General features: G+C 36.7%; 20 protein-coding genes. 11 read left to right on the top strand and 9 right to left on the bottom strand.

What is annotated here, in order from left to right; all coding sequences use genetic code 11:
• Positions 1 to 302: 302 nt before the first annotated feature.
• Positions 303 to 1,223: a ribosome small subunit-dependent GTPase A gene (gene rsgA / locus B176_RS0106105; protein WP_017257901.1), complete on the bottom strand. Its 921-nt coding sequence runs from the start codon at positions 1,221 to 1,223 to the stop codon at positions 303 to 305.
• 112 nt (positions 1,224 to 1,335) lie between these two features.
• Between rsgA and B176_RS0106100 the strand changes: the two genes are divergently transcribed.
• Complete coding sequence (locus B176_RS0106100) at positions 1,336 to 2,250, top strand: hypothetical protein (protein WP_017257900.1); 915 nt, start codon at positions 1,336 to 1,338, stop codon at positions 2,248 to 2,250.
• Positions 2,251 to 2,264: 14 nt separating this feature from the next.
• Here B176_RS0106100 and B176_RS0106095 read toward each other — a convergent pair whose 3' ends face one another.
• Positions 2,265 to 2,585 (bottom strand): YtxH domain-containing protein, encoded by a 321-nt coding sequence (locus tag B176_RS0106095; protein WP_017257899.1) that lies wholly within the window; start codon positions 2,583 to 2,585, stop codon positions 2,265 to 2,267.
• Between the two features lie 153 nt (positions 2,586 to 2,738).
• Complete coding sequence (locus tag B176_RS0106090) at positions 2,739 to 3,437, bottom strand: hypothetical protein (RefSeq protein ID WP_017257898.1); 699 nt, start codon at positions 3,435 to 3,437, stop codon at positions 2,739 to 2,741.
• Between the two features lie 142 nt (positions 3,438 to 3,579).
• On the opposite strand from B176_RS0106090, the gene B176_RS0106085 reads away from it, so the two are divergent.
• The 5 genes from B176_RS0106085 (at position 3,580) to B176_RS0106065 (ending at position 8,021) form a co-directional block, all read left to right on the top strand.
• Positions 3,580 to 4,854, top strand: a complete 1,275-nt coding sequence (locus B176_RS0106085; RefSeq protein WP_017257897.1) for an FAD-dependent oxidoreductase — start codon at positions 3,580 to 3,582, stop codon at positions 4,852 to 4,854.
• A 206-nt stretch (positions 4,855 to 5,060) separates the two neighbouring features.
• Positions 5,061 to 5,765: an MlaE family ABC transporter permease gene (locus B176_RS0106080; protein WP_017257896.1), complete on the top strand. Its 705-nt coding sequence runs from the start codon at positions 5,061 to 5,063 to the stop codon at positions 5,763 to 5,765.
• Positions 5,765 to 6,535 (top strand): ABC transporter ATP-binding protein, encoded by a 771-nt coding sequence (locus B176_RS0106075; protein WP_017257895.1) that lies wholly within the window; start codon positions 5,765 to 5,767, stop codon positions 6,533 to 6,535. The genes B176_RS0106080 and B176_RS0106075 overlap by 1 nt, the downstream gene beginning before the upstream one ends.
• A 3-nt stretch (positions 6,536 to 6,538) precedes the next feature.
• Entirely contained in the window at positions 6,539 to 7,516 is a 978-nt protein-coding gene (locus tag B176_RS0106070) for an MlaD family protein (RefSeq protein WP_017257894.1), read from the top strand.
• A 16-nt stretch (positions 7,517 to 7,532) separates the two neighbouring features.
• The gene (locus B176_RS0106065; protein ID WP_017257893.1) at positions 7,533 to 8,021 is read left to right on the top strand and encodes a cupin domain-containing protein; all 489 of its coding nucleotides are present in this window, start codon (positions 7,533 to 7,535) and stop codon (positions 8,019 to 8,021) included.
• Between the two features lie 223 nt (positions 8,022 to 8,244).
• On the opposite strand, the gene B176_RS0106060 is transcribed toward B176_RS0106065, so the two are convergent.
• From B176_RS0106060 to B176_RS0106040, 4 genes are all read right to left on the bottom strand, one after another.
• Positions 8,245 to 10,713 carry a zinc-dependent metalloprotease gene (locus B176_RS0106060; protein ID WP_017257892.1) on the bottom strand — a complete coding sequence of 823 codons (2,469 nt, stop codon included), beginning with the start codon at positions 10,711 to 10,713 and terminating at the stop codon, positions 8,245 to 8,247.
• Positions 10,714 to 10,825: 112 nt separating this feature from the next.
• Positions 10,826 to 11,965 (bottom strand): phospholipase D-like domain-containing protein, encoded by a 1,140-nt coding sequence (locus B176_RS0106055; protein WP_017257891.1) that lies wholly within the window; start codon positions 11,963 to 11,965, stop codon positions 10,826 to 10,828.
• Positions 11,966 to 12,285: 320 nt separating this feature from the next.
• Complete coding sequence (dcm, locus tag B176_RS0106045; protein ID WP_017257889.1) at positions 12,286 to 13,509, bottom strand: DNA cytosine methyltransferase; 1,224 nt, start codon at positions 13,507 to 13,509, stop codon at positions 12,286 to 12,288.
• 268 nt (positions 13,510 to 13,777) lie between these two features.
• Positions 13,778 to 14,485 (bottom strand): SDR family oxidoreductase, encoded by a 708-nt coding sequence (locus B176_RS0106040; protein ID WP_017257888.1) that lies wholly within the window; start codon positions 14,483 to 14,485, stop codon positions 13,778 to 13,780.
• A gap of 71 nt (positions 14,486 to 14,556) precedes the next feature.
• Here B176_RS0106040 and B176_RS0106035 point away from each other — a divergent pair, with 71 nt between their 5' ends.
• Positions 14,557 to 15,447 carry a LysR family transcriptional regulator gene (locus tag B176_RS0106035; RefSeq protein ID WP_017257887.1) on the top strand — a complete coding sequence of 297 codons (891 nt, stop codon included), beginning with the start codon at positions 14,557 to 14,559 and terminating at the stop codon, positions 15,445 to 15,447.
• Between the two features lie 83 nt (positions 15,448 to 15,530).
• Positions 15,531 to 16,481: a YeiH family protein gene (locus B176_RS0106030; RefSeq protein ID WP_017257886.1), complete on the top strand. Its 951-nt coding sequence runs from the start codon at positions 15,531 to 15,533 to the stop codon at positions 16,479 to 16,481.
• A 209-nt stretch (positions 16,482 to 16,690) separates the two neighbouring features.
• Here B176_RS0106030 and nadA read toward each other — a convergent pair whose 3' ends face one another.
• The gene (gene nadA / locus B176_RS0106025; protein WP_026063181.1) at positions 16,691 to 17,683 is read right to left on the bottom strand and encodes a quinolinate synthase NadA; all 993 of its coding nucleotides are present in this window, start codon (positions 17,681 to 17,683) and stop codon (positions 16,691 to 16,693) included.
• Between the two features lie 446 nt (positions 17,684 to 18,129).
• Here nadA and nadB point away from each other — a divergent pair, with 446 nt between their 5' ends.
• From nadB to B176_RS0106010, 3 genes are all read left to right on the top strand, one after another.
• Positions 18,130 to 19,719 (top strand): L-aspartate oxidase, encoded by a 1,590-nt coding sequence (nadB, locus tag B176_RS0106020; RefSeq protein ID WP_017257884.1) that lies wholly within the window; start codon positions 18,130 to 18,132, stop codon positions 19,717 to 19,719.
• Between the two features lies 1 nt (position 19,720).
• Positions 19,721 to 20,230, top strand: a complete 510-nt coding sequence (locus B176_RS0106015) for a gamma carbonic anhydrase family protein (protein ID WP_017257883.1) — start codon at positions 19,721 to 19,723, stop codon at positions 20,228 to 20,230.
• A gap of 209 nt (positions 20,231 to 20,439) precedes the next feature.
• Complete coding sequence (locus B176_RS0106010; RefSeq protein WP_026063180.1) at positions 20,440 to 21,426, top strand: ankyrin repeat domain-containing protein; 987 nt, start codon at positions 20,440 to 20,442, stop codon at positions 21,424 to 21,426.
• A 57-nt stretch (positions 21,427 to 21,483) separates the two neighbouring features.
• Here the strand turns inward: B176_RS0106010 and B176_RS21360 are convergent.
• The coding region (locus tag B176_RS21360; protein ID WP_394330186.1) for a group II intron maturase-specific domain-containing protein at positions 21,484 to 21,820 on the bottom strand (337 nt) is incomplete at its 5' end.

Below are 21,820 nucleotides of genomic sequence, written 5' to 3'. Positions count from 1 at the left end.
AAACCAAATTTAATCTTGGTTCCAGTTATCGAGTTTGAAAACTCTTTTCCATTAAACAATCCGGAGTGGCGCTTACACTGAACACGCCGGACAGGTGTGGGGTAATTGATGGTTGACAAGAATCTTTTTAAAAACATTATTTCCACGTTTCAAGCGCATTAACGATTGAAGCGGATACCGGCCTGTGAATAATGCCTGTGGCGTATGAGTGCAAAGCGTGTTAAAATGCCCAGAATCTCTCTTTGAATAATACACCCCTATGTTTCTATGTGGTTAAATATCTTATAAGCCATCATAAAAAATCAATGTCTCGTATCGTTTCCGAAATAAATACTCTGGTAGCTATCGTAACGGGTAGGTTCTATATCTCCTGCTTCCAATGCTTTTAAAACGGCACAACCAGGTTCGTTAATATGTACACAATTGTTAAACTTACAGCTATGCATCAGCGCTCTCATTTCAGGAAAAAAGTGCCCTAATTCGTGTTTTTCAATATCGGCAATTCCTAATTCTCTAATTCCGGGTGTGTCAATCAGCTTTCCGCCGAAAGGCAAATCAAAAAGCTCGGCAAAGGTGGTGGTATGTTTTCCCATCTCGCTCCAATCTGATATTTCACCTGTTCTAAGTTCTTTACCGGGAATTAAACGATTGATCAAACTAGATTTCCCTACGCCCGAATGACCTGAGAATAACGAAATCTTATCTTTTAAAACACTTTCTAGTTCGCCAATGTTTAAGCCTTTTGTGGCAGAAACGGAATAGCAAGCGTAGCCGATTCCTTGGTATAAGTCGATGTAATTTTCTAATATCTCTAAACCTTCGGCACTAAATAAATCCAGTTTGTTGAAAATAAGCAAAGCGGGTACGCCATAGGCTTCGGCAGTAACCAAAAAACGATCGATAAAGCCAAGCGAGGTACGTGGGGCGGCCAAAGTAACCACCAAACAAGCCAAATCTAAGTTTGCTGCAATAACCTGAACCTGTTTAGAAAGATTGATGGATTTACGGATGATGTAGTTTTTACGGTCGTGAACTTTGGAAATCACGGCTGTTTCTAAATCTGGTTCTGGCTCAAAATCTACGATATCGCCAACTGCAACTGGGTTTGTGCTCACCAAACCCTTCATCCTTAACCTACCTTTTATTCTACACTCGTACCTTTTCCCTTGTTCGTGTTCAACGGTGTACCAGCTTCCTGTAGACTTTATTACTAATCCTTGCATTCGGGCTTAAAGATAAGGATAAACCTTATTTAGGGTTAAAATTAATTGCGTGTTTTTTTATTAAATTCAAAACAGGTACAACATTTCTGCTATTTTCGCATTCATTATAACTATGCGTTACCTGTTTTTAGTATTTCTTCTTTTTATATTAACGAGTTCCTGCCAGCGGTCATCGCCTAAAAATGATCCATCGCAACGTGAGTTTAAGTTTGAACCTATTAAAGGGATAAAATACTATGAGGTTAGGCGGACTTTTGCAAATGGATTGGTTTTTAATGAACTCGGTTTTCAGCAAACGCCAGAATGGGCAATCCGCTTTTTATCTGACACCACAGTACAAGCATATAGCCCAACCAAAGATAAAATGCTAGATTTCGATCTGATTTTTAGTCATGATGGCGTATATAATTTTGCTCGGGAATGGTTTAGGGTTAAAAATGTGAGTAAAGACAGCTTGCTTTTGCAGCGATTGGAGGTTAATGCCAAGCAGATTGCAAAAGACGTGAGATCAGAAGTTTATATGACATTCTACTCCGAAGCTTACCTTAAAAAGATAAACCAAAAAGTTGAAGATTTAAGAAAGCCACGCAAACAAGATTCGGTATTTGTAAAACATCGAGCGGATTTAGCAAACCAATCGTTAGCAGATAGCAGTTTATTTTTTGCAGCTCGAAATCCAGTGGAGTTCACCACAAAAAGCAATATTATTAAAATCGAAAAACTATCTTCGGTTAATAAGTTAGAGGGCAAAAGTGCTTCTTACGATTATTTGTACCCCGAATATACAGCTAAAATAAAGCCCGCATACAAAGATTTCGCCTATACCATCTCGGCAATTGTTGATCAAAATGGAAAACTACATGTTTACCGCTTTAACGCAACTGATGATTACAGGGAAAACCGCCGTAAAGTTTTGCAAGGTATTTTAGACATTTATTTCGGCAAGCTGGTAACAACAAAACCCGGCAATACGCTAGGTTATACACATAGTTCTGTTGTTGTTTTGAACCTTATTGGCACAAAGTAAAAAGCAAGTAGGGATTAACCTACTCGCTGTGCTTGTTTTTGAGCATCTTCTGCTAATTTAGAAGTTGCATCTGATGCTTTTGATATATATTCTGAAGCTAAATCTGAGGCTTTACTTGCATAAGTTGAGGCTAGATCTGAGGCTTTATCTGCTAATTTACTTGATTGTTCTACCGCTGCGGTTTTTGCTTTATCGCTAAAGTCTTTTACTGCATCAATTACATTGCTTAACTGTTGCTTTCCGTCTTCGTTGGTCATAAAATAGTAAACTGCGGCTCCTGCTGCAACTCCTAAAATTAGGCCTAATGCTACTTTTGATTTTGTTTTACTTTCCATGATTTTTAAATTTTAATTGTTCGATTTAAGCAATACCAATACCTTGCCAAACAAATTATTGATACTTCTAAAATTCAAAATCTTACAATAAAAATCTGCTCATCAACCTTTTAAACCCTTGTGATGATGAAAAGTATTTATCGATAACACGTATTATGAAACAGCAATATTAGTCCGCATGTTTAAAAAATAACTGCCTAATTGTTTATTTCCAATAAGCTGGTAAAACTGACCTATTTCGCTTACATGGAGTGCGTTAGTAAATAATAACCAAGCAATCTGCTGATCAAGATAAATGGTTACAGTTGCCGGCTTATGCTCGGTAACACTTGTCCAACCAGCGGCGCTTTTTTCAATCGACCAAATTCCGCCAGCCTCTCCCACAATTTCTACTTTAACTATTACATCCTCATTAGCCTCAACCCGCTGATAATGACCTGCAAAATTTTGCATAACTGTATTTAAAAAAGGGAAGTAAAATGCTTTTACCAGAAGGTCTTGATTATTTAGCGCCTGCCGGATATATTGTTGTAAAAGCCAACAATAAGCATATTCCTTTTCATCAAGTTCAAAAACAATATTGTTGTTTTCTAATAGATGAGCTAGCGACTCACAGCTTTCTTTTATCGATGCTGAATCTGCAACTGTATCAATCTCCCCTATATTCAACGTAAAAGCATTAAGTTGTTTTGTTAATATATTTACATGGATTTGAACAAGGTCTTTTGCAAGTCCGTTAATTTTGTAATTTTTAAAAAGTGTGGTTTTAGCCCAATCTGTTGGTTTTAGGGTTTTTAGTAATGCAAGTAAAGCCTGTGTTAAATCCAAGAACGGATATTGAACGTTTATCATCTAAAAAAGTTAAGCGATACAAAGTTAATTGCTTAGTACAATTATGAGTTATTGGTCGCAGTTTTTAAATACTTGAGTTAAGAAAAGTTAAATTTTAAAATCTTAAAAATTAAACTCCTTATTAAATCGTTAATTTACAATTATGATCAAGCATATTACCTCTTTATTTTTTCTGTTGCTGAGCTTAACAACTTTTGCACAGTACAAACCAGATATTATCGTTATTGGCGGAAGCGCCGCCGGAACTGCTGTGGCGATACAAGCAGCAACCAGTGGTGTAAAAGCGTTACTTATTGAGCCTAGTGATAATTTAATTGGAGATGCTGAACCGGATATGAACATCCCAAGTTTTGACCATGGCATTTGGAAAACTTGGCGAGATGCCTATAAAAAAGCGAAAGACAGTACAAATACCAGTCCGCAGTTGGCGTTAGAGCATATCGTTAAAAACACAAAGAAACTGCAGTTTTTAAAAGGAACGCCCATTCAAGAAATAGAACAGAAAAATGGCGGATGGATTGTGAAAGTTTTTATTGATGGAAAGTTAGAGAAAATTAAATGTAAGGTGTTAGTAGACGCCACTACAAACAGTAAAAACTCGCTCTTGGTAAAAAACAATATTCTAAAGTTGGATAGCTTAGGGAAATTTGAAGCCTTGGTAAACTACTCAAAACAACAAAGGGAACAGCCTTACCAGCAGGTTCAAAAACTTTACAAAACAAGTGCCGCAGCTGGTTTTGGAAAAGATAGTTCGTTACATTTTATTCCGTTAGGTGTTTTTATTCCAAAAGAAGTGGATAACCTTTTGGTTGTCTCCATGTCCTGTTTTAAAGATTTAGAAACGGAAGATTTAAGAAACATTGCCCTTTGGACAAATATGGGCCAAGCGGCAGGTGCCTTAGCCGCTTACGGACCTTTCTTTAACGTTAGTCCTAAAAAAGCAAGCATCCGTATTACGCAAAACGAAATGATTGATTATAAAAGCTTTTTATTTCCTGTTTTAGATGTTAAAGGAGATGATTTAGCTTGGTATCCGATTCAAAAAATAATTGCAAGCGGTGTTTTAAGTTTTGATTTTAAGACGGGGAAATTTAACCCAGATGATGAAGTTTTGACTAAAGATATCAAAGATGTAATGGCCCAACTTTACCCACGCTCTAGAATTTGGTTTATTGAAAACAAAAATATAAATGAACTTTCTGTTGAAAACGTAATCTCTTTATTAAGCTTTGTAAGCGGACGAGACCCTGTTTCCATACAGCAAGAAGTAGAAACCAGGTGGAAAGCTTTTTATAATTTTAAAGCAGCTTATAACAAAGATAAATTAGTGAATAAACGCGAATTAGCATGTTTATTAGACACGTCTATTAGTCCTTATAACGTAAATGTTGATTTTGCTGGATTTGACCTGCGTTGATTTTTTGACTTAAAACAAACGTATTATTTAATTAGATAACGCTTCTGGGTATTAAATTTTGGTATTTTTACAAAATAATTTGTAATGGAATAATTGTTGCTATCCCGACGGCACAAAATGATAAAATTTTGAAGAAAGTTGTTTCGAGTATATCCTTAAAGTTTAATAATATGTTCCTGGAATTATACCGGGTTCATTTATTTATAATGAAATTTTTTCGAGAGGCGGTTTCACCTCCTTACGAAGGCAAAGAAATTTTAAAGCAGTGCTATCAAGTTGGCTATAAATCTCTCGCTTTAATTTCTTTAACCGGTTTCATCACCGGAATTGTGTTTACCAAGCAGTCAAGACCATCATTAGCCGAATTTGGCGCAACTTCTTGGCTACCGTCTTTAGTAGGTATCGCCATGCTCCGCACACTTGCCCCCTTATTAACATCTTTAATTTCTGCGGGAAAAGTAGGTTCAAGCATTGGTGCCGAATTAGGCTCTATGAAAGTAACGGAACAGATCGATGCAATGGAGGTTTCCGCAACCAACCCTTTCAGTTATTTGGTAGTTACCCGCGTTTTAGCCACCAGCATAACCATTCCAATTTTAACTTTTTATACGGCACTGGTTGCACTATTAGGCGCTTACGTAAACGTTTCCATGTCAGAAAGCACTAGTTTTAGTGCTTTTGTACAGGCTTTTTTAGAATCTATCACTTTCTTAGATATCATCGCATCCACTATAAAAGCACTTGTTTTTGGTTTCACCATTGGGATGGTTGGCTGCTACCAAGGCTATAATTCGTCAAAAGGGACAGAGGGCGTAGGTAAAGCAGCAAACTCGGCGGTAGTTGTGGGCATGTTTTTGGTGTTTATTGAAGAGGTAATTGCTACCCAAATCACTTTCTTATTTAGAACCTAATGTTACAGAAAGCGAAAACAGAAAATAAAAAAGCGGTAATTACCATCAGAGGCATCGAAAAGTCTTTTGGAGATTATCAGGTACTTAAAAGTGCAGATTTAGACCTTTATGAAGGGGAAAATTTGGTGGTTTTAGGAAGGTCTGGAACGGGTAAATCTGTATTAATAAAGATTATCTGTGGCTTATTGCAACAAGATAGTGGCACTGTTGAAGTTTTGGGGAGCAAAGTTGCTACCCTTAGTTCTAAAGAGCTGATGGCGCTACGCTTGAGAATCGGTTTTTCTTTCCAAAACAGTGCTTTGTACGACAGTATGACAGTAAGGGAGAATTTGGAGTTCCCTTTAGTGAGAAACAAGAAAAAACTGACCAAAGGCGAAATAACCAAGTCGGTTGAAACGGTGTTAGATGCGGTAGGCTTATCACAAACGATTAACCAAATGCCATCGGAATTATCTGGCGGACAAAGAAAAAGGATTGGAATTGCCCGTACACTTATTCTGCGTCCAGAGGTGATGTTATACGATGAACCTACGGCCGGATTAGATCCAATAACCTGTATAGAGATTAACAACTTGATTAACGAAGTGCAACAGCGCTTTAAAACAAGTTCTATTATTATTACCCACGACTTAACCTGTGCAAAAGCGGTTGGCAATAGAATTGCCATGTTGCTTGACGGACATTTTCAACGTGTGGGAACTTTTGATGAGGTGTTTGCTACAGATGATGAGCGAGTTACACCCTTTTACGATTACAATTTTATTCAATAAAAAATGAGCCCAAATAAAGAAAATAAAAAGGCAATAACGGTAGGCATATTCTTATTTATAGGAATAGCTATTTTTTTACTCGGGGTTTTTACCCTAGGTGGCCAAAGAAAAACCTTTGTGAAAAGTTTTCAATTAAACGTAGTTTTTGACGATATCCAAGGGTTGAAAGTAGGAAACAATGTTTGGTTTTCGGGCGTTAAAGTAGGGCTGATTAAAAAGATAGAATTTTACGGTACTTCACAGGTAAAAGTAACTTTAAATGTAGAAGAAGAAGCGCATAAATACATCCATAAGGATGCTAAAGCAAGCATCAGCTCTGACGGTTTAATCGGTAATAAAATTGTAGTTATAGATGGTGGCTCGCCAAAGTTCCCTTTTGTGGAAGATGGCGATAAACTAGCGGTTAACACCACTTTATCTACGGATGATATTATGAAAACCTTACAGGTGAACAACAAAAACCTGAACGACATTACGAGAGATTTCAAACTTTTAGCCAGTAATTTGGTGGAAGGAAAAGGCACATTGGGTGCTTTGTTAACCGATCAACAAGTTGCAGATAATTTTAAGGCTATTGTTAAAAACTTAGAAACTACCACGGCATCTACCAATCGTATGGCCATGCAATTAAACAGTTTTAGCACTAAATTAAATACCAAAGGTGGCTTGGCTGATGAGTTATTAACAGATACCGTAGTTTTTGCGAGGTTAAGATCATCTGTAGATGAGTTACAAAAAACCGCTGCTTCTACTGCAAAAATGACCGCGAATCTTGACCATGCCTCTGGTCAGCTTACAAAAAGCGACAATGCGGTTGGGATTTTATTAAATGACCCAAAAACAGCCGAACAGGTTAAAACTTTGATGAATAACCTGGAAACCAGTAGTAAAAAACTCGATGACAATATGGAGGCGCTACAGCACAACTTTTTGTTGAGAGGTTTCTTTAAAAAGAAAGCTAAAGAAGAGGCAAAACAGTAAACGCTTAATTTTACGGATGCAAAAGGACGCTCAATACTATGTAAATAAGCTTAGTTTAATCGCTCACCCAGAGGGAGGCTTTTATGCCGAAACTTATCGCAGTAAAAATATAATCCAAAACAGCGATGGTAACCAGCGGAACATTAGCACTGCCATTTATTTTTTATTGAGCGATACCCAAAAATCACATTTCCACCGTATCAAATCTGATGAACTTTGGTTTCACCATGATGGAGAAACTTTAGCCATTACTGTTATTGTTGATGGCAAAATTGAGGTAATCCACTTGGGCAAAGATTTAGAAAAAGGGGAAGTGTTACAAGCTATCATCCCTGCTAATTGTTGGTTTGCCTCTGAGGTAAAAAACAAAAAAGGTTTTGTTTTGGTAAGTTGTACCGTTGCCCCTGGATTTGATTTTACCGATTTTGAAATGGCAAAGAAAGCAGATTTGGTAATTCAGTATCCAGCTTATGCAGGTTTGTTTGAGGAATTGTGTTTTGCGTAAAAATGCTTAAAGCGGAAGGCATAAAGCTAAAAGCTAACACAGGAAAGCTATTTTAGATGAATAGGGGAAAAGAATAACCTGTTCAGAACTGAGTTAGTGCTAAAAAACTTAGAGATCTCTCCTAAAGTCGAGATGACGGCTATTAAGAAATCCCGAAAAACTTGAAACAAAAAAAAATCAGTACCAGCAATTAATCTGATACTGATTATCTAAGTTATTGAATCTAACCTTTTGGTTTTAAAATCAGCTCTATTCTTGCTAAAGCATCTGTTAAATGGGCTTTCAAAATTACGTTTCCATAACGTGGCAAGGCTCTTCTGATTTCCGATTGAAGATCTAACAAAGCCATCCGAGCTAGTGGGCGAATATCTGACTGCGATACATCAACCTTTGTTGGCTCATTAGAGCCTGTTTGTTCTTGGGTTAATAAATATTGTAGTCTTTCAATATAGGCCCTTTGCAAATTTCTACGGTACACGTCAATATTTGCTCCGCTTGCTAACTCGGTAAAAATACCATTTTGCAAATCGCTGAAAAGCGCATCAATTGCATAAGCATTGTTGCCGTTCTTTGCGCTATTGTCAATTACCCTCGCCAAACGCGAGAATTCCAAAATACTATTTAAGGCTCCGGTTTGCATTCTGCCGATTCTGGCAATCATTAAAGCATTGTCGAACTTCGCTATTGATTGGCTCGTTAATAGCCATTTTGGCGTTTTAAAAGCCTGATCAACAATAAACTTTAAAGCTTCTTGCTGTTTTGCTTTCTCAACATGTGTATAAACTGCACCCGTTTGGTCATAGGTTTTAAAGTTTTCGTAAATACCGCCAATATTAGATTTCACATGCCCCATATAACGGCTAAACTGACTAAGCACTTCTCCGTAAAGCTCCTGTAAATCCTCATAAGGTTTGCCTTTTTCGTAAGTCCACTTTTCAATATTTGGGACTATCTTTTTAAGGTTTTCTATCCCGTAGGCTGAAGCTTTCATCGCGTCGTCACCTAAATCTTCAGATTGTGACCTCGGATCAACCGGATTTCCAGTTTGCCTGCCGTAAAAGTAAATTGGATCACCTGCCCTTTCTACGGTCCAATTGTTCAAAATATCCGATTCCTCATCTACCGACTTATCGTTAAAATAGGTATAACCCCATTTAAGCGCCCACTTATCGTAGGGTCCAATTCCGGGATACAGTAAAACACCTTTATCCTGCGGTTGCGCAACATAATTAAAACGAGCGTAATCCATAATAGACGGTGCAGTGCCACCCATTTTTTGGGTAAAAGAAGCCGAACGCAACGAATCTACCGGGTAAGCAACACTAGAACCGAAGTTATGCGCCAAACCTAAGGTATGCCCAACCTCGTGTGAGGAAACAAAACGGATCAACTGACCCATTACATCGTCGCTAAACTTAGGCGTTCTAACAGCCGGGTTTACCGCCGCGGTTTGAACAAAGAACCAGTTACGTACTAAGTTCATCACGTTATGGTACCAACCAATGTCAGATTCCATAATCTCGCCCGAACGTGGGTCAGAAATATGCGGACCGTAGGCATTTGCAATATTAGATGCAAAATAACGGATTACCGAGTAACGGGCATCCTCTGGCGACCAATCCGGATCGTCTGTTGGTGCTTCTAAACAAGTAATTGCATTTTTAAAACCCGCTGCTTCAAAAGCTACGTTCCAATCTTTTACCCCTTCAATTAAATAAGGTCTCCATTTTTTTGGCGTTGCCGGATCTATATAATAAACAATCTGCTTTTTAGGCTCAACCAATTCGCCACGGGCATAAGCTGCGCTGTCTTTGGGTTCTAATCGCCAACGGGCAACATAACGCGTAACGGTTGCTTTCTGGGCATCTAAACCATAATCTGTTTGTCTTTTAGAAAAGAAACCAACCCTTTGGTCGTATAACCTCGGCTTCATTGGAACCTTCGGCAACAACACCATGGAGGTACCCAGCTCGGCAGTAATAGACCCCAATGAATTATCAACCGGTGGCGCATTGGCGATGTATGTCTTCATCGTCCGCACCTCAATATTCGTCGGGAAAGATTTGATGGTATCTATGTACGATCTGCTCTCATCCAAACGGGTAACTTTATACTTCGTTTTGGTTTCTGATGATAAACCTAAAGCCGAAACATCTTTGCTAAACAAATCTGTAACATCAATCACCACACCGCTAGAGTCTTTACTCAGAGCTTTGATATCAAAGGTTGCAAGGATAGGAGCTAGGTTAGAGTTGCGTACAGATTCATGCATATCTGAACTATCTGCCGCAATATTTATATAAGACGGAACGCGAATCATCACCTGCTTATCGCGTTTCTCCCATTTCCAAACCTGCTCGTTAATTTCTTCGCCACCGTAAGTGCCATCAACTGCGGGGGTTCTTACATATCGGGTTACTGCAAGCATCTCTCTGCCAAATAAAGAATCAGGGATTTCGTAATAATACTTATCGTCCACTTTATGAACCGTAAATAAGCCTTCGTCGGATTTCGCCTTGCCTGTAATAACTTCTTTATATGGTTTTATTCCATCTTTTTTTGCTGGCGCAGCGGGTTTTACTGTGGAGGATACCGCACTTTTTTTATTTGGTTTTTTTGCGACACAGCCAGAAATTGCGACTGATAAAACAAACAAAGCCAGGTATTTAGTGGCTTGTGATTTTTTTAACATGTTTTTTAGTTTAGATTAAAAAACTAAAATAAGAATTAGTGTTGATTTATTATTTTGATAGGTGCTTTTTTTAAAATTGTAAGCTCATTTTAGTCAACGGGGTTTATTGCTTTTACCCAAGTTCGTTATTGAATTCTGCGTAACTATCTGTTTTCATGATGTCAATTTTGAAGTTGCCGTTTCCGTCTCTCAAAATTATCACACTATCAAAACCTAACTTATCAAGTTTCTCTATTGTTGCCAGCTCGCCTTCTTTGAGCTGTAAAACTCTACGTAACAACCAATCAGATAAAGCTTTATTCGGGTTTGTCATTAATGCTTTTGAGTTCTCTTGGCAAACTTTTGCACTAAATATTTCTCCCGTAGGAATTTGTAAGTTAAAATCTTGGTCTCGCTTTGGAAAGAAATCCGGATATTTTCTATGCAATTCCGCAGGGATTGGAATGTAAATTTCTCCAAAATCTCTTTTTCTTCCGTTTGCATACCATTGATTTAAACCGCTACGTTCAAAAATAAACTTCTCTTTTTTGCGAATGCTGTAAAGTGGTAAAACCACATAATTTTCTCCTTTTATAAGTTTATCCTTTGCCTTTTTTAAATCCTTATTCTCCTCAAACAATTCAAGAAGTAAAGAGTAAGGATCCTCAATTATGTCAATGGGTAGGTGAAAAGCACTTTGAGGGATGATAAATTTTCTAAAAAGTGTACTTTTTGAATAATTGAATGAATATAAGTTATTTCCGTCTTCAAATTGCAAACCGGCTTTATTCTCTTTAACTGAATGGATATTTGCAACATCAATAATGTTATAATCTGTTTCATAAAGCAATAATTCTTTTTCCCTACGAGCAACTATATGATAAAGAGAATTTTCAATATCATAAATACGATTTGCTAAATTTATTCTATCATTTCTAAATTCCCCAAGTTTTAAAGCAAGTTCCTTACCTTTAAAATCTTTTAAAATTCTAGCTAAAGAATTGAATTCTGCTACTTTTTCATAGCTTGAATTTCCGTTACAAACAAAAGTCTTTAAGCCTATACCAACTGAATTATAATTTGCGTCAAAAGCTGTGTCTGAACGAGAAAGATTTCCTGCCTCAAAACTTCTACAAAATATATTTTCAGCAACGCGATAATTTATAAAAGGGACTGCTTTATCACTAAAAAGACCGGAAAGTTTTGAAACAGCTGAAAGCAGTTTTAGATAAGTTCCTTTTTGTTCTATGTCAATCTCTGCGAAAGACTTCATTAAATGGTGGATTTTGAGTAGTGATATAGATTTTCATTTGTCATAACTTCTCTGATGCAAGAAAACTCATCTGTGGATTTTCTTGCCTTACGAAATTCATTTATAACGCCCGTACTCCAAATTTGATAAATAATCATTATAATTTGACTGTTCTCTTTCAGAAGAAATTGCAGGGCAAAACCCGTTGTGTTCAATTGCAATATCTATTACTTCATTTGTTTTTATATTTAACAACCTTAAAGCATAGAGGTTTGCAGGCAAGTTTTTTTGATTTTTTCTAATGAAAAATTTAAAGATAAAATTTGTGCTGTTTCCATAATTTACAAAATTTTAATTATCTCATTACTAATCCGTTCTATTAAAGTTGTGGTTACAGAATTACCCGCTTGCATATATAATTTACTATTCGCTAATTTGGGCAAAATATAATTTTCTGGATAACCTTGAAATAGGAAACATTCTTTTGGAGTTAACTTTCTAATTCCAAAATCGTCTTTAATAAGTGGCACATTGTGTCCGCCTGTTCCCATATTTGCCGTTAAAGTTGGGCAAACATTACTTTTATTTTCTCTTGCGTAAACTCTACGCCATTGGTAAACTGTGTTTTTTGAAGTCATCGCCTTTTCCAATTCCGGATAATATTGATGGGTCTTTTTATAATAAAAATTTTCTTCCTGTTTACCTTGTTCTAAAATATCATGAATTGTTTTCGTTAATTTAATCTCCAACGGAAACTTAAACTCATCGTATCTTTCTACTTGATTTGGGTCAAATGCAACTATAAAAATTCTTTCCCGATTTTGTGGAATATTTGCATGTGTCATAGAATTCAAAACTTTAGTAAAAACTCTGTATCCTAACTTGTTTTCTAAAACTGAAATGATTGTTTTAAAGGTGTTTCCACTATCATGAGAAACTAAATTTTTTACATTTTCTAAAAAGACAACTTTTGGTTTGTGCTTTACTATAATCTGCTCGATATCAAAAAACAATGTACCTCTCGTGTCAGCAAAACCTTTTCTATTTCCTGCAATTGAAAACGCTTGACAAGGAAAGCCGGCGCACAAAACCTCAAATTCCTGTGGAATATAGTTTTTAATACTTTGTTTTGTAATATCACCAAATGGAACTTCTCCAAAATTTTGTCTATAAGTTTTTTGTGCACTTGTTTCCCATTCGCTTGTAAAAACACATTTCCCTCCTACATTTTGCATTGCCAGCCTGAAACCACCAATTCCAGCAAAAAGATCTATAAATTTAAAAGTATGGTTTTTCGGAGTTGGAAAGGGTACGTTTTCAACTTCATAAAGAAGTTGTTGCAAAGCATCTTCAGCAACAATAGGCAATTGAGTCTCTATTTGTCTGTACTCTACAAAGTTTTTTAAAGTTGAGATTGCATCTTTTTCGTAATGCTTTTTTATGCTATTACTGTAATTATGTAAGTAATGGGTTAAAACGGCTTTATCCTCCACGCCTTCAATAAGTCTGATTTGATAGCTTTTTCCGTCAAATTCATCTATACTTACTGTCTGCTTTAAACTCATTTTATTCTCCTCTAAAATTAGAGCGAAAGGTACAAAATTTAGTTAAAATTGATATCACAAAGGTTTCATCAGTTGATCAACATTCGTGTTATTATGAATTGAAAGCTTTTAGAAACATTCAACGGGGAGGAGCTACATTAACATAGGAATGCCTTTTCTGCGTTAGGGATAGTAGTGGAAATCCTTTTTTCTTCTTCATAAAAAAGATTGGAACGAATAGCCCGACCCGCCAGCTGGCGGGAAACGCACCAATCTTTTTTATTGAAATTTAATTAGCCGTCTTAGTTGGCCTTACCTCAATTTTACTCGGCAAAGTTCTTGGGTGCATATTCAATAAATCCACCACTAACTGACCAATGTCTTCCGGCTGTATTTTCCATGCGTCTTTCTCCTGATCTGGGGTATGCTCTGCAAAGTGTGTAGCCACCGAACCCGGCATAATGGTACTTACTTTTACGTCTTGATTGCGTAAATCCAACATCATAGATTGTGTAAAACCTGTTAAACCAAATTTACTAGCATTATAAGCAGAGCCGTTTTCAAAAAAGTTTGTACCCGCCAAGCTGGATATGGTGATGATATAACCTTTCGCTTTCTTTATCGCATCAAGCGAAGCTTTTACGCTGTAAAAAACGCCTGTTAAATTGGTGTCGATGGTTTCTTGCCAATCTTCAATAGTTAAATCTTCAATATTAGCAAAATGACCGACACCTGCGTTGGCAATCAGAAAATCTAAACTCCCGAATTTGTCGATCGTTTTAGCCACCGCCGCTTGCTGCGATGTAAAATCTTTTACATCCGCAGCAATTCCTAAAGCACCAGCTCCCAATTTCTTAGCAGCTTCATCTGCACTTTCCTGACTTCTGCTGGTGACAACCACCTTTACGCCTAGTTTTAACAATGCTTCGGCAACACCGTAACCAATTCCTTTTGTGGCGCCAGTAATCAGCGCTACTTTATCTTTTAAATTTTGCATAATTTTTAAATTTTATGAGTTAGCCCAAATTCTCTGCCAACTAATATGTAAAAACATTTATAAATTAGCGAATGCTCAATTTCCGTCTTCAGGTTTTTTATACCACTGCCAAGCGATTGAATTTTACCAAAGCTGCGGCAGAGCTTTTCATCACGCAACCCGCGGTAACTAAGCATATCCACGAATTAGAAAACCATTTTAAACTGAAACTGTTTGACCGTAACGGGAGTAAAATAGCCTTAACAGATGCCGGAAAATTACTTTTAAAACACACTGAAAAGCTGATTGCCTTTTACAAAGACTTGGAATTTGATATGAACACCTTGAATGACGAACATAAAGGAGTTTTAAAAATCGGCGCAAGCTCAACCATTGCACAATACGTTTTACCGGAGATTCTGGCAAAATTTCATCAGCAGTTTACGGATGTTAAAATTCAGCTGATTAGTGGCAATACAGAACATATTGAACAAGCTTTATTGAATAGAGAAATTGATTTAGGTTTGATAGAAGGCCGGTCAAAAAGTCCGCAAATCAGCTATACCCATTTTTTAGATGATGAACTGGTGTTGGTTTGCAATAACGAAAACCAGAAAGTGAAGGGAAATACCAGTATTGAGGCCTTAAAGACCTATCAGTTTTTGCTACGCGAACCCGGTTCTGGATCTTTAGAAGTAGTTGCCCATGCTTTAAAAGAAGCAGGTATAAAAATAAGCGATTTACAAATTGAAATGCAATTGGGCAATATAGAAAGCATTAAAGCTTATTTGCAAAATAGCGATTGCTTAGCTTTTATCTCTATTCATGCGGTTTTAAAAGAGCTAAAACACCATAAATTAAGGATTGTAGATGTAAATAACTTCAGTATTGAACGTCCGCTTTTCTTTGTCCAAAAACAGGGTGATGTGGCAAAACTCCCAGAAGTTTTTATCAAGTTTGCATCTAAGTATAACTTAAAGTAATAGCGCATCATTTTATACGATATAAAAACGCCTGTAATCCTCCCCATCTTTGTACTGTTGTTTAACACAAAACATTCAGAAAGATGGAACATACACACAGCATATCAGCTTACTTTTCCAAAGAAAAAATAATTTATATTATTTGTGCCTTACTTTGCTTAACGCCATGGGTTAGCCCGCTAGTAGCTTTATTAGGAGGGATTATCCTGGTTCAGTTTTTTGATCATCCTTTTAAAAAACAAAGTCATACGACGGTTGCTTTTTTGTTGCAGTTTGCTGTTGTTGGTTTAGGTTTCGGGATGAACTTGACCATGGCAATACAAAGCGGAAAAAGTGGTTTTATTTATACCGTGGCATCTATTTTCGGAACCATATTCTTAGGATTGCTATTTGGAAAAATATTGAAAACAGAAAAGAAAACCTCTTTTTTAATCTCAGCTGGAACCGCTATTTGTGGAGGAAGCGCCATTGCTGCATTAGCCCCAGTTTTACGAACCAAAGAAAAAGAAACTTCTATAGCTTTAGGAATTATTTTCATTTTAAACGCGGTGGCACTCTTTGTTTTCCCTGTGGTGGGTCATTACTTTAATTTATCACAAAGTCAGTTTGGCTTGTGGTGTGCCATTGCCATTCATGATACCAGTTCTGTAGTTGGAGCGGCGAATAAGTACGGTGCAGAAGCATTACAGGTTGCCACAACCGTAAAATTAATGCGGGCTTTATGGATCATTCCAATCGCTTTGGCTAGTGCTTTCATCTTTAAAAATCCATCTAAAAAAATTAAAATTCCTTATTTTATTGGATTGTTTCTATTGGCAATGTTAGCCAGTACTTTTTTTGAACCTGTTAAAATGATTGCTCCTTACATTGTAGCTATCTCTAAACTGGCACTTACTTTAACCCTATTTTTAATCGGAACAGGTTTATCTAAAGCGGTATTAAAATCTGTGGGGTTTAAGCCTTTATTGCAAGGTTTGGTACTTTGGGTTTTAGTTTCTGGAGCTGCACTGTATGTGATTTACAATTTTTCTTAACTAGGTTTATAGCTTTCCTAACTATTTCAAATTACTATAAAACAACCCATCGTTAGTATATACGATGAGTTTTAACTGTATAAAAATGACTTTATCAGGGATTTAAATGGAAATCATTTTTGTTTCTAGCCTATAAATCACATTAAAAATAAAAGATTGTAGTGTAAAGCCGAACCGCGATTTTTTTTCGGGGTTCGGCCATCAATTTTCTACAAACCCAATTCCGCAGAAATCTTCAACATTCGCTCTATAGGTAATCTTGCTCTTTCTATAATTTCACGTGGAACATCTATTTCTGGTTGCTCGTTTTTTAAACATAAATATAATTTTTCCAAAGTATTCCGTTTCATATGCGGACAATCATTACAGGCACAAGCGTTATTTGGTGGCGCAGGAATGAAAGTTTTATCAGGATTAGATTTCTCCATCTGATGGATAATTCCTGCTTCTGTAGCCACTATAAACGTTGTTGCTGGGTTATTGATAGTATAATTCAACAAACCTGTGGTAGAACCTACATAATCTGCCATTTCTAAAACAGCTTCCTCACACTCTGGGTGAGCTATAAATTTTGCTTCGGGATGGCGTTGCTTTAATTTGGTAATTTTCTCCCTCGCAAAAATCTCATGCACCATACAAGCGCCATTCCACAAAACCATATCACGGCCAGTTTTTTTGATAACATAAGCACCCAAATTTTTATCCGGGCCGAATATTATTTTTTGATCTGCCGGTAAGCTGTTTACAATTTGCACTGCATTACTTGATGTACAAACAATATCGCTCAATGCTTTTAACTCTGCCGTACAGTTTACATAAGTAATTACCAAATGATCTGGATATTTCTCTTTAAACTTTTTAAATAAATGTGGCGGACAGCTATCAGATAATGAACAACCAGCTTTGGCATCAGGCAATAAAACCTTTTTATTTGGAGACAATATCTTAGCAGTTTCTGCCATAAAATGTACACCAGCAAAAACAATTACACTAGCATCCGTTTTAGCAGCTTCTTGTGATAAGCCTAAACTATCACCAATATAATCTGCAACATCCTGTATATCAGGTTCTTGATAATAATGCGCTAATATAACCGCGTTCTTTTCTTTCTTTAACCTTTCAATCTCGGCAAACAGATCCAAGCTTGGGTCAATAGGTTCGTCAATAAAACCTTTTAAATTTATTTCCTCTGCAATATTCATTTCGATGTTCAAATGTATAAAATCAAAATTTGCCTTTTTCCACTTTCCTAATAACAAACAATTTTTATATATAAGAGAAAGCTATTACTTATTAGTGTGTTAGTTTGGTGTATAAGTTGAAGCAGTTTTTTTTTGATATATGATTAATAAAAACATGTTAACAGTTTGTTAACATTTAAGTACTTGTATTGAGTTGATTTATAGCTATTTTAAATTTACCTATTTATATTTTTTAATTTTTTACCGTTAATCGTTTATAAAATAAAAACGTTAGTTATTTGGATGTTTTGTGTAGAGTAAAAGGATAAATATTTATTGATTTTTAATAAAGATGGAGGTTATCCACATTAATTAAAACTTTTCACTATTTGTTTACACAAAATTAACACCTTTATATAGTTTATTCACATTTAATATTAATTACTCATTATATATTGTTTTCACCGATGAAAAATGTTGATTACTTAGTAATAGGATCTGGTATTGCAGGACTAAGTTTTGCACTTAAGGCAGCCAAACATGGTAAAGTTCTGATAGTTACCAAGTCTAACGAAGATGAATCTAACACTAAGTATGCCCAAGGTGGTGTTGCCGTAGTTGTTGATAAAGTTGGAGATTCTTTTGAAAAACACATTTCTGATACGTTAATTGCTGGCGACGGCCTGTGCCATAAAGATATTGTGGAGATTGTTGTTAAAGAAGGACCGGATAGAATTAATGAAATTATCCAGTACGGAACCAAATTTGACAAAGATGAAGGCGGTGTTTATGATTTAGGTAGGGAAGGTGGGCATTCTGAAAATAGGGTATTACATTATAAAGATGTAACCGGTTTTGAAATTGAACGGGCTTTGTTGCATGAGATTCATGAAAACCCGAACATTGAAATTTTAACGCATTATTTTGTTGTTGATTTGATTACGCAACATCATTTAGGAGAGTATGTTACGCGTCATTCGGAGAATATCAAGTGTTTTGGAGCTTATGCTTTTGATACCAAAACACATAAGGTTGAGAAGTTTTTAGCAAAGATTACCTTATTGGCGGCTGGTGGTGCAGGTCATATTTATAGTTCTACTACAAACCCGGTTATTGCAACTGGTGATGGTGTTGCAATGGCTTATCGGGCTAAAGCCAGAATTAGAAATATGGAATTTATGCAGTTCCACCCAACAGCGTTGTACAATCCTGGAGAGTATCCATCATTTTTAATTTCTGAAGCGGTACGGGGTTTTGGCGGTGTATTAAAAAGAATTACCGGCGAGGAGTTTATGTACGAGTATGATGAAAGAGGTTCTTTAGCACCGCGTGATATTGTAGCCAGGGCAATTGATAATGAAATGAAGAAATCGGGAGTCGATTATGTTTACCTCGATATTAGGCATCGTAAAAAAGCAGATATCTTAAACCATTTTCCTAATATATACGCTAAATGTTTGTCTATCGGTTTGGATATGACAAAGGATATGATCCCGGTTACACCCGCTTGTCATTATATGTGCGGTGGCGTAATGGTTGATGAAAACGGACAATCATCGTTAGAAGGTTTGTATGCTTGTGGCGAAGTTTCATCAACTGGTTTACATGGCGCTAACCGTTTGGCATCTAACTCATTATTGGAAGCGGCGGTTTTTGCTCACCGTAGCTATTTATCATCGAAAGAAAAATTGAAAGATTTACACATTCCAGAAGGAATTCCAGACTGGAACGATAAAGATACCCAGCTTTCCAACGAAGATATCTTGGTTACGCATAACATTCGTGAAATGCAGAAAATGATGAGTGATTATGTTGGTATTGTGCGTTCTGATTTTAGGTTGGAACGAGCGATGCGTAGATTACGGTTGTTGTATGAGGAAACGGAAGATTTTTATAGAAAAACCAAGTTATCTGTTAAGCTTTGCGAATTGAGGAACTTGATTGAGGTCTCTTACGTGGTTATTAAGTCGGCTAGCGAAAGAAAAGAAAGTCGTGGACTGCATTATACAACCGATTATCCAGATCATTTACCCGAATTAAAAGATACCATACTTTAATATGCCATTAATACTTCCAGTTAAAGATAAATTACCCATTTGGGGCAACGATTGTTTTATTGCAGATAATGCTACTATCGTTGGCGATGTGGTTATGGGGCATCATTGTTCGGTTTGGTTTAATACCGTGATTAGAGGCGACGTAAACAGCATTACTATTGGTGATTATACCAACATACAAGACGGAACGGTGATCCACGCCACCTACCTAAAGGCGGCAACCACAATTGGCAGTTACGTTTCTGTTGGACACAATGCTTTGGTGCATGGCTGTACTTTACAGAATCATATTTTGATTGGGATGGGCGCTATTGTAATGGATCACGCAGTTGTGGAAGAGTTTGTAATTATTGCTGCGGGAGCTGTAATTTTAGAAAATACAATCTGCGAAAGCGGCTATTTGTATGCCGGCGTACCTGCTAAAAAGATAAAGCCACTTACTGATGAGCAAAGAGAGATGTTAAAGAAATTACCTCACAATTATGTGATGTATGCTGGGTGGTTTGAGTAGGATATTTGATTGAGGTAGGGTTATTTAATTAAGTTATAGGATTGATTCGATAGCTGTATTCATTCAAAATTTTAGCTATTTTTAGAAAAACATATGCATATAAAAGTTGCACATATACAGCATCCGTTTGTCGTGTTTGTGCAATTGGGTTGCACATATATGTAAGTTGTGTGCAACTTTAACCAACCGTGTATCAAGACCGAATGAGTATGATTAAAATAATCCCAGACCAATATAAACGACCATTATTATCTGCAATTGCAAAAGGAGATTTTGACAATATTAAAATTATTATTGAACAAAATAAAATGGACCTAAACGTTTATGACGATTATTCCTATTCGCCGATTTTAATGGAAGTTCTCACTTCTTTTGGAATAAAGGACGAAAACGAACGATTGAAATTACTTCGTTACTTTTTGGAGAATGGGGCTGACCCAAACTTAAATTGCAAATCAGGATACAACTCTTTACACATTGCAGTACAGCAAGAAAAGTTAATTAAAGCATTAGACCTTTTTTTAGACTTTGGAGGAGATGTAAATTCCACAGACAAAAATGGGGCAACGATTGCCTATTGGGCAATTCAAAGCTTTCCGTGGAGAAGTGAGGGAGAACAAAGGCAAATTCATTTAAACGTTCTTGAAAAAATATTTATGTTGGGAGCAAATATTGACTATGCAAACAAGTTTGGAGTAACACCAAGAAAATGGTTAGAACGTACAAGCGAGGACGTTCAACAACTTGCTGAAAAATGTGAAAAATTAAACCCAATTTATAAGCCAGTCAATACAAATCAACCCGAATTTCCAACAAACTATAAATATCCCGAACTTGTTAAACATATTCGTACAAACTTAATTCCAGCAAGAGGCGAAGCTGAAACATTAGAAGGAGAAATGCTACGTGGATTGGACATTTTACAAGACGAAGCGTATAGAAACGGGAACGTGAATTATGCAAAAGCACACAAAGACTTTGCAGAATTCATTTTGAAAACGCTGACTACATTTAACAAGACAAGTAGCGATGATGTTAAAAAAATAACAAATGAAATTAAAAAGATGATGAACCCGAAAAAGCCTTATTTAGAAGACGATGTTTATGATTATTTGACAGACCAAATTTGTATTTTTTACAACAAAAATAATAACGACGAAACAGACGAGAAAAAAAAATGGTGGAAAGTCTGGTGAAAAAGCTTCACACAATCGAGTAGACGGCTCTGCCAGAAACCTGACAGAGTGCGCCTCTCACACCACCGTACGTACGGGTCTCGTATACGGCGGTTCGTAAACTGATGGGTTGAGTTTTGTGTAGATTTCAAGCATTGGAATGTAGCCTTTCTGCTTTAGCCTTTTGATAGTTATGGTAGTGTTAAGAATCGGGCTCTGCGCTATGCGCCAGCCTCCTTTTCTTGTCCTGCTCCATGCATAGGCGTGGTCGGCATCTACCCCTAATCGTATCAGGTTTTTCCGTTTACGTTCGGGTTTCTTCCAGTCCGTCCAGATGCAGTAGCGCAGGCGGTTACGCAACCAGCCGTCTATATCCCGCAGTTTACCTGCGATACTGCTCCCCTTAAAATAGGTA

Source organism: Pedobacter arcticus A12, assembly GCF_000302595.1.
Classification (GTDB): Bacteria; Bacteroidota; Bacteroidia; order Sphingobacteriales; family Sphingobacteriaceae; genus Pseudopedobacter; species Pseudopedobacter arcticus.
The sequence above is the reverse complement of the archived record's forward strand: the minus strand, read 5'-3'. Positions and strand labels throughout refer to the sequence as shown.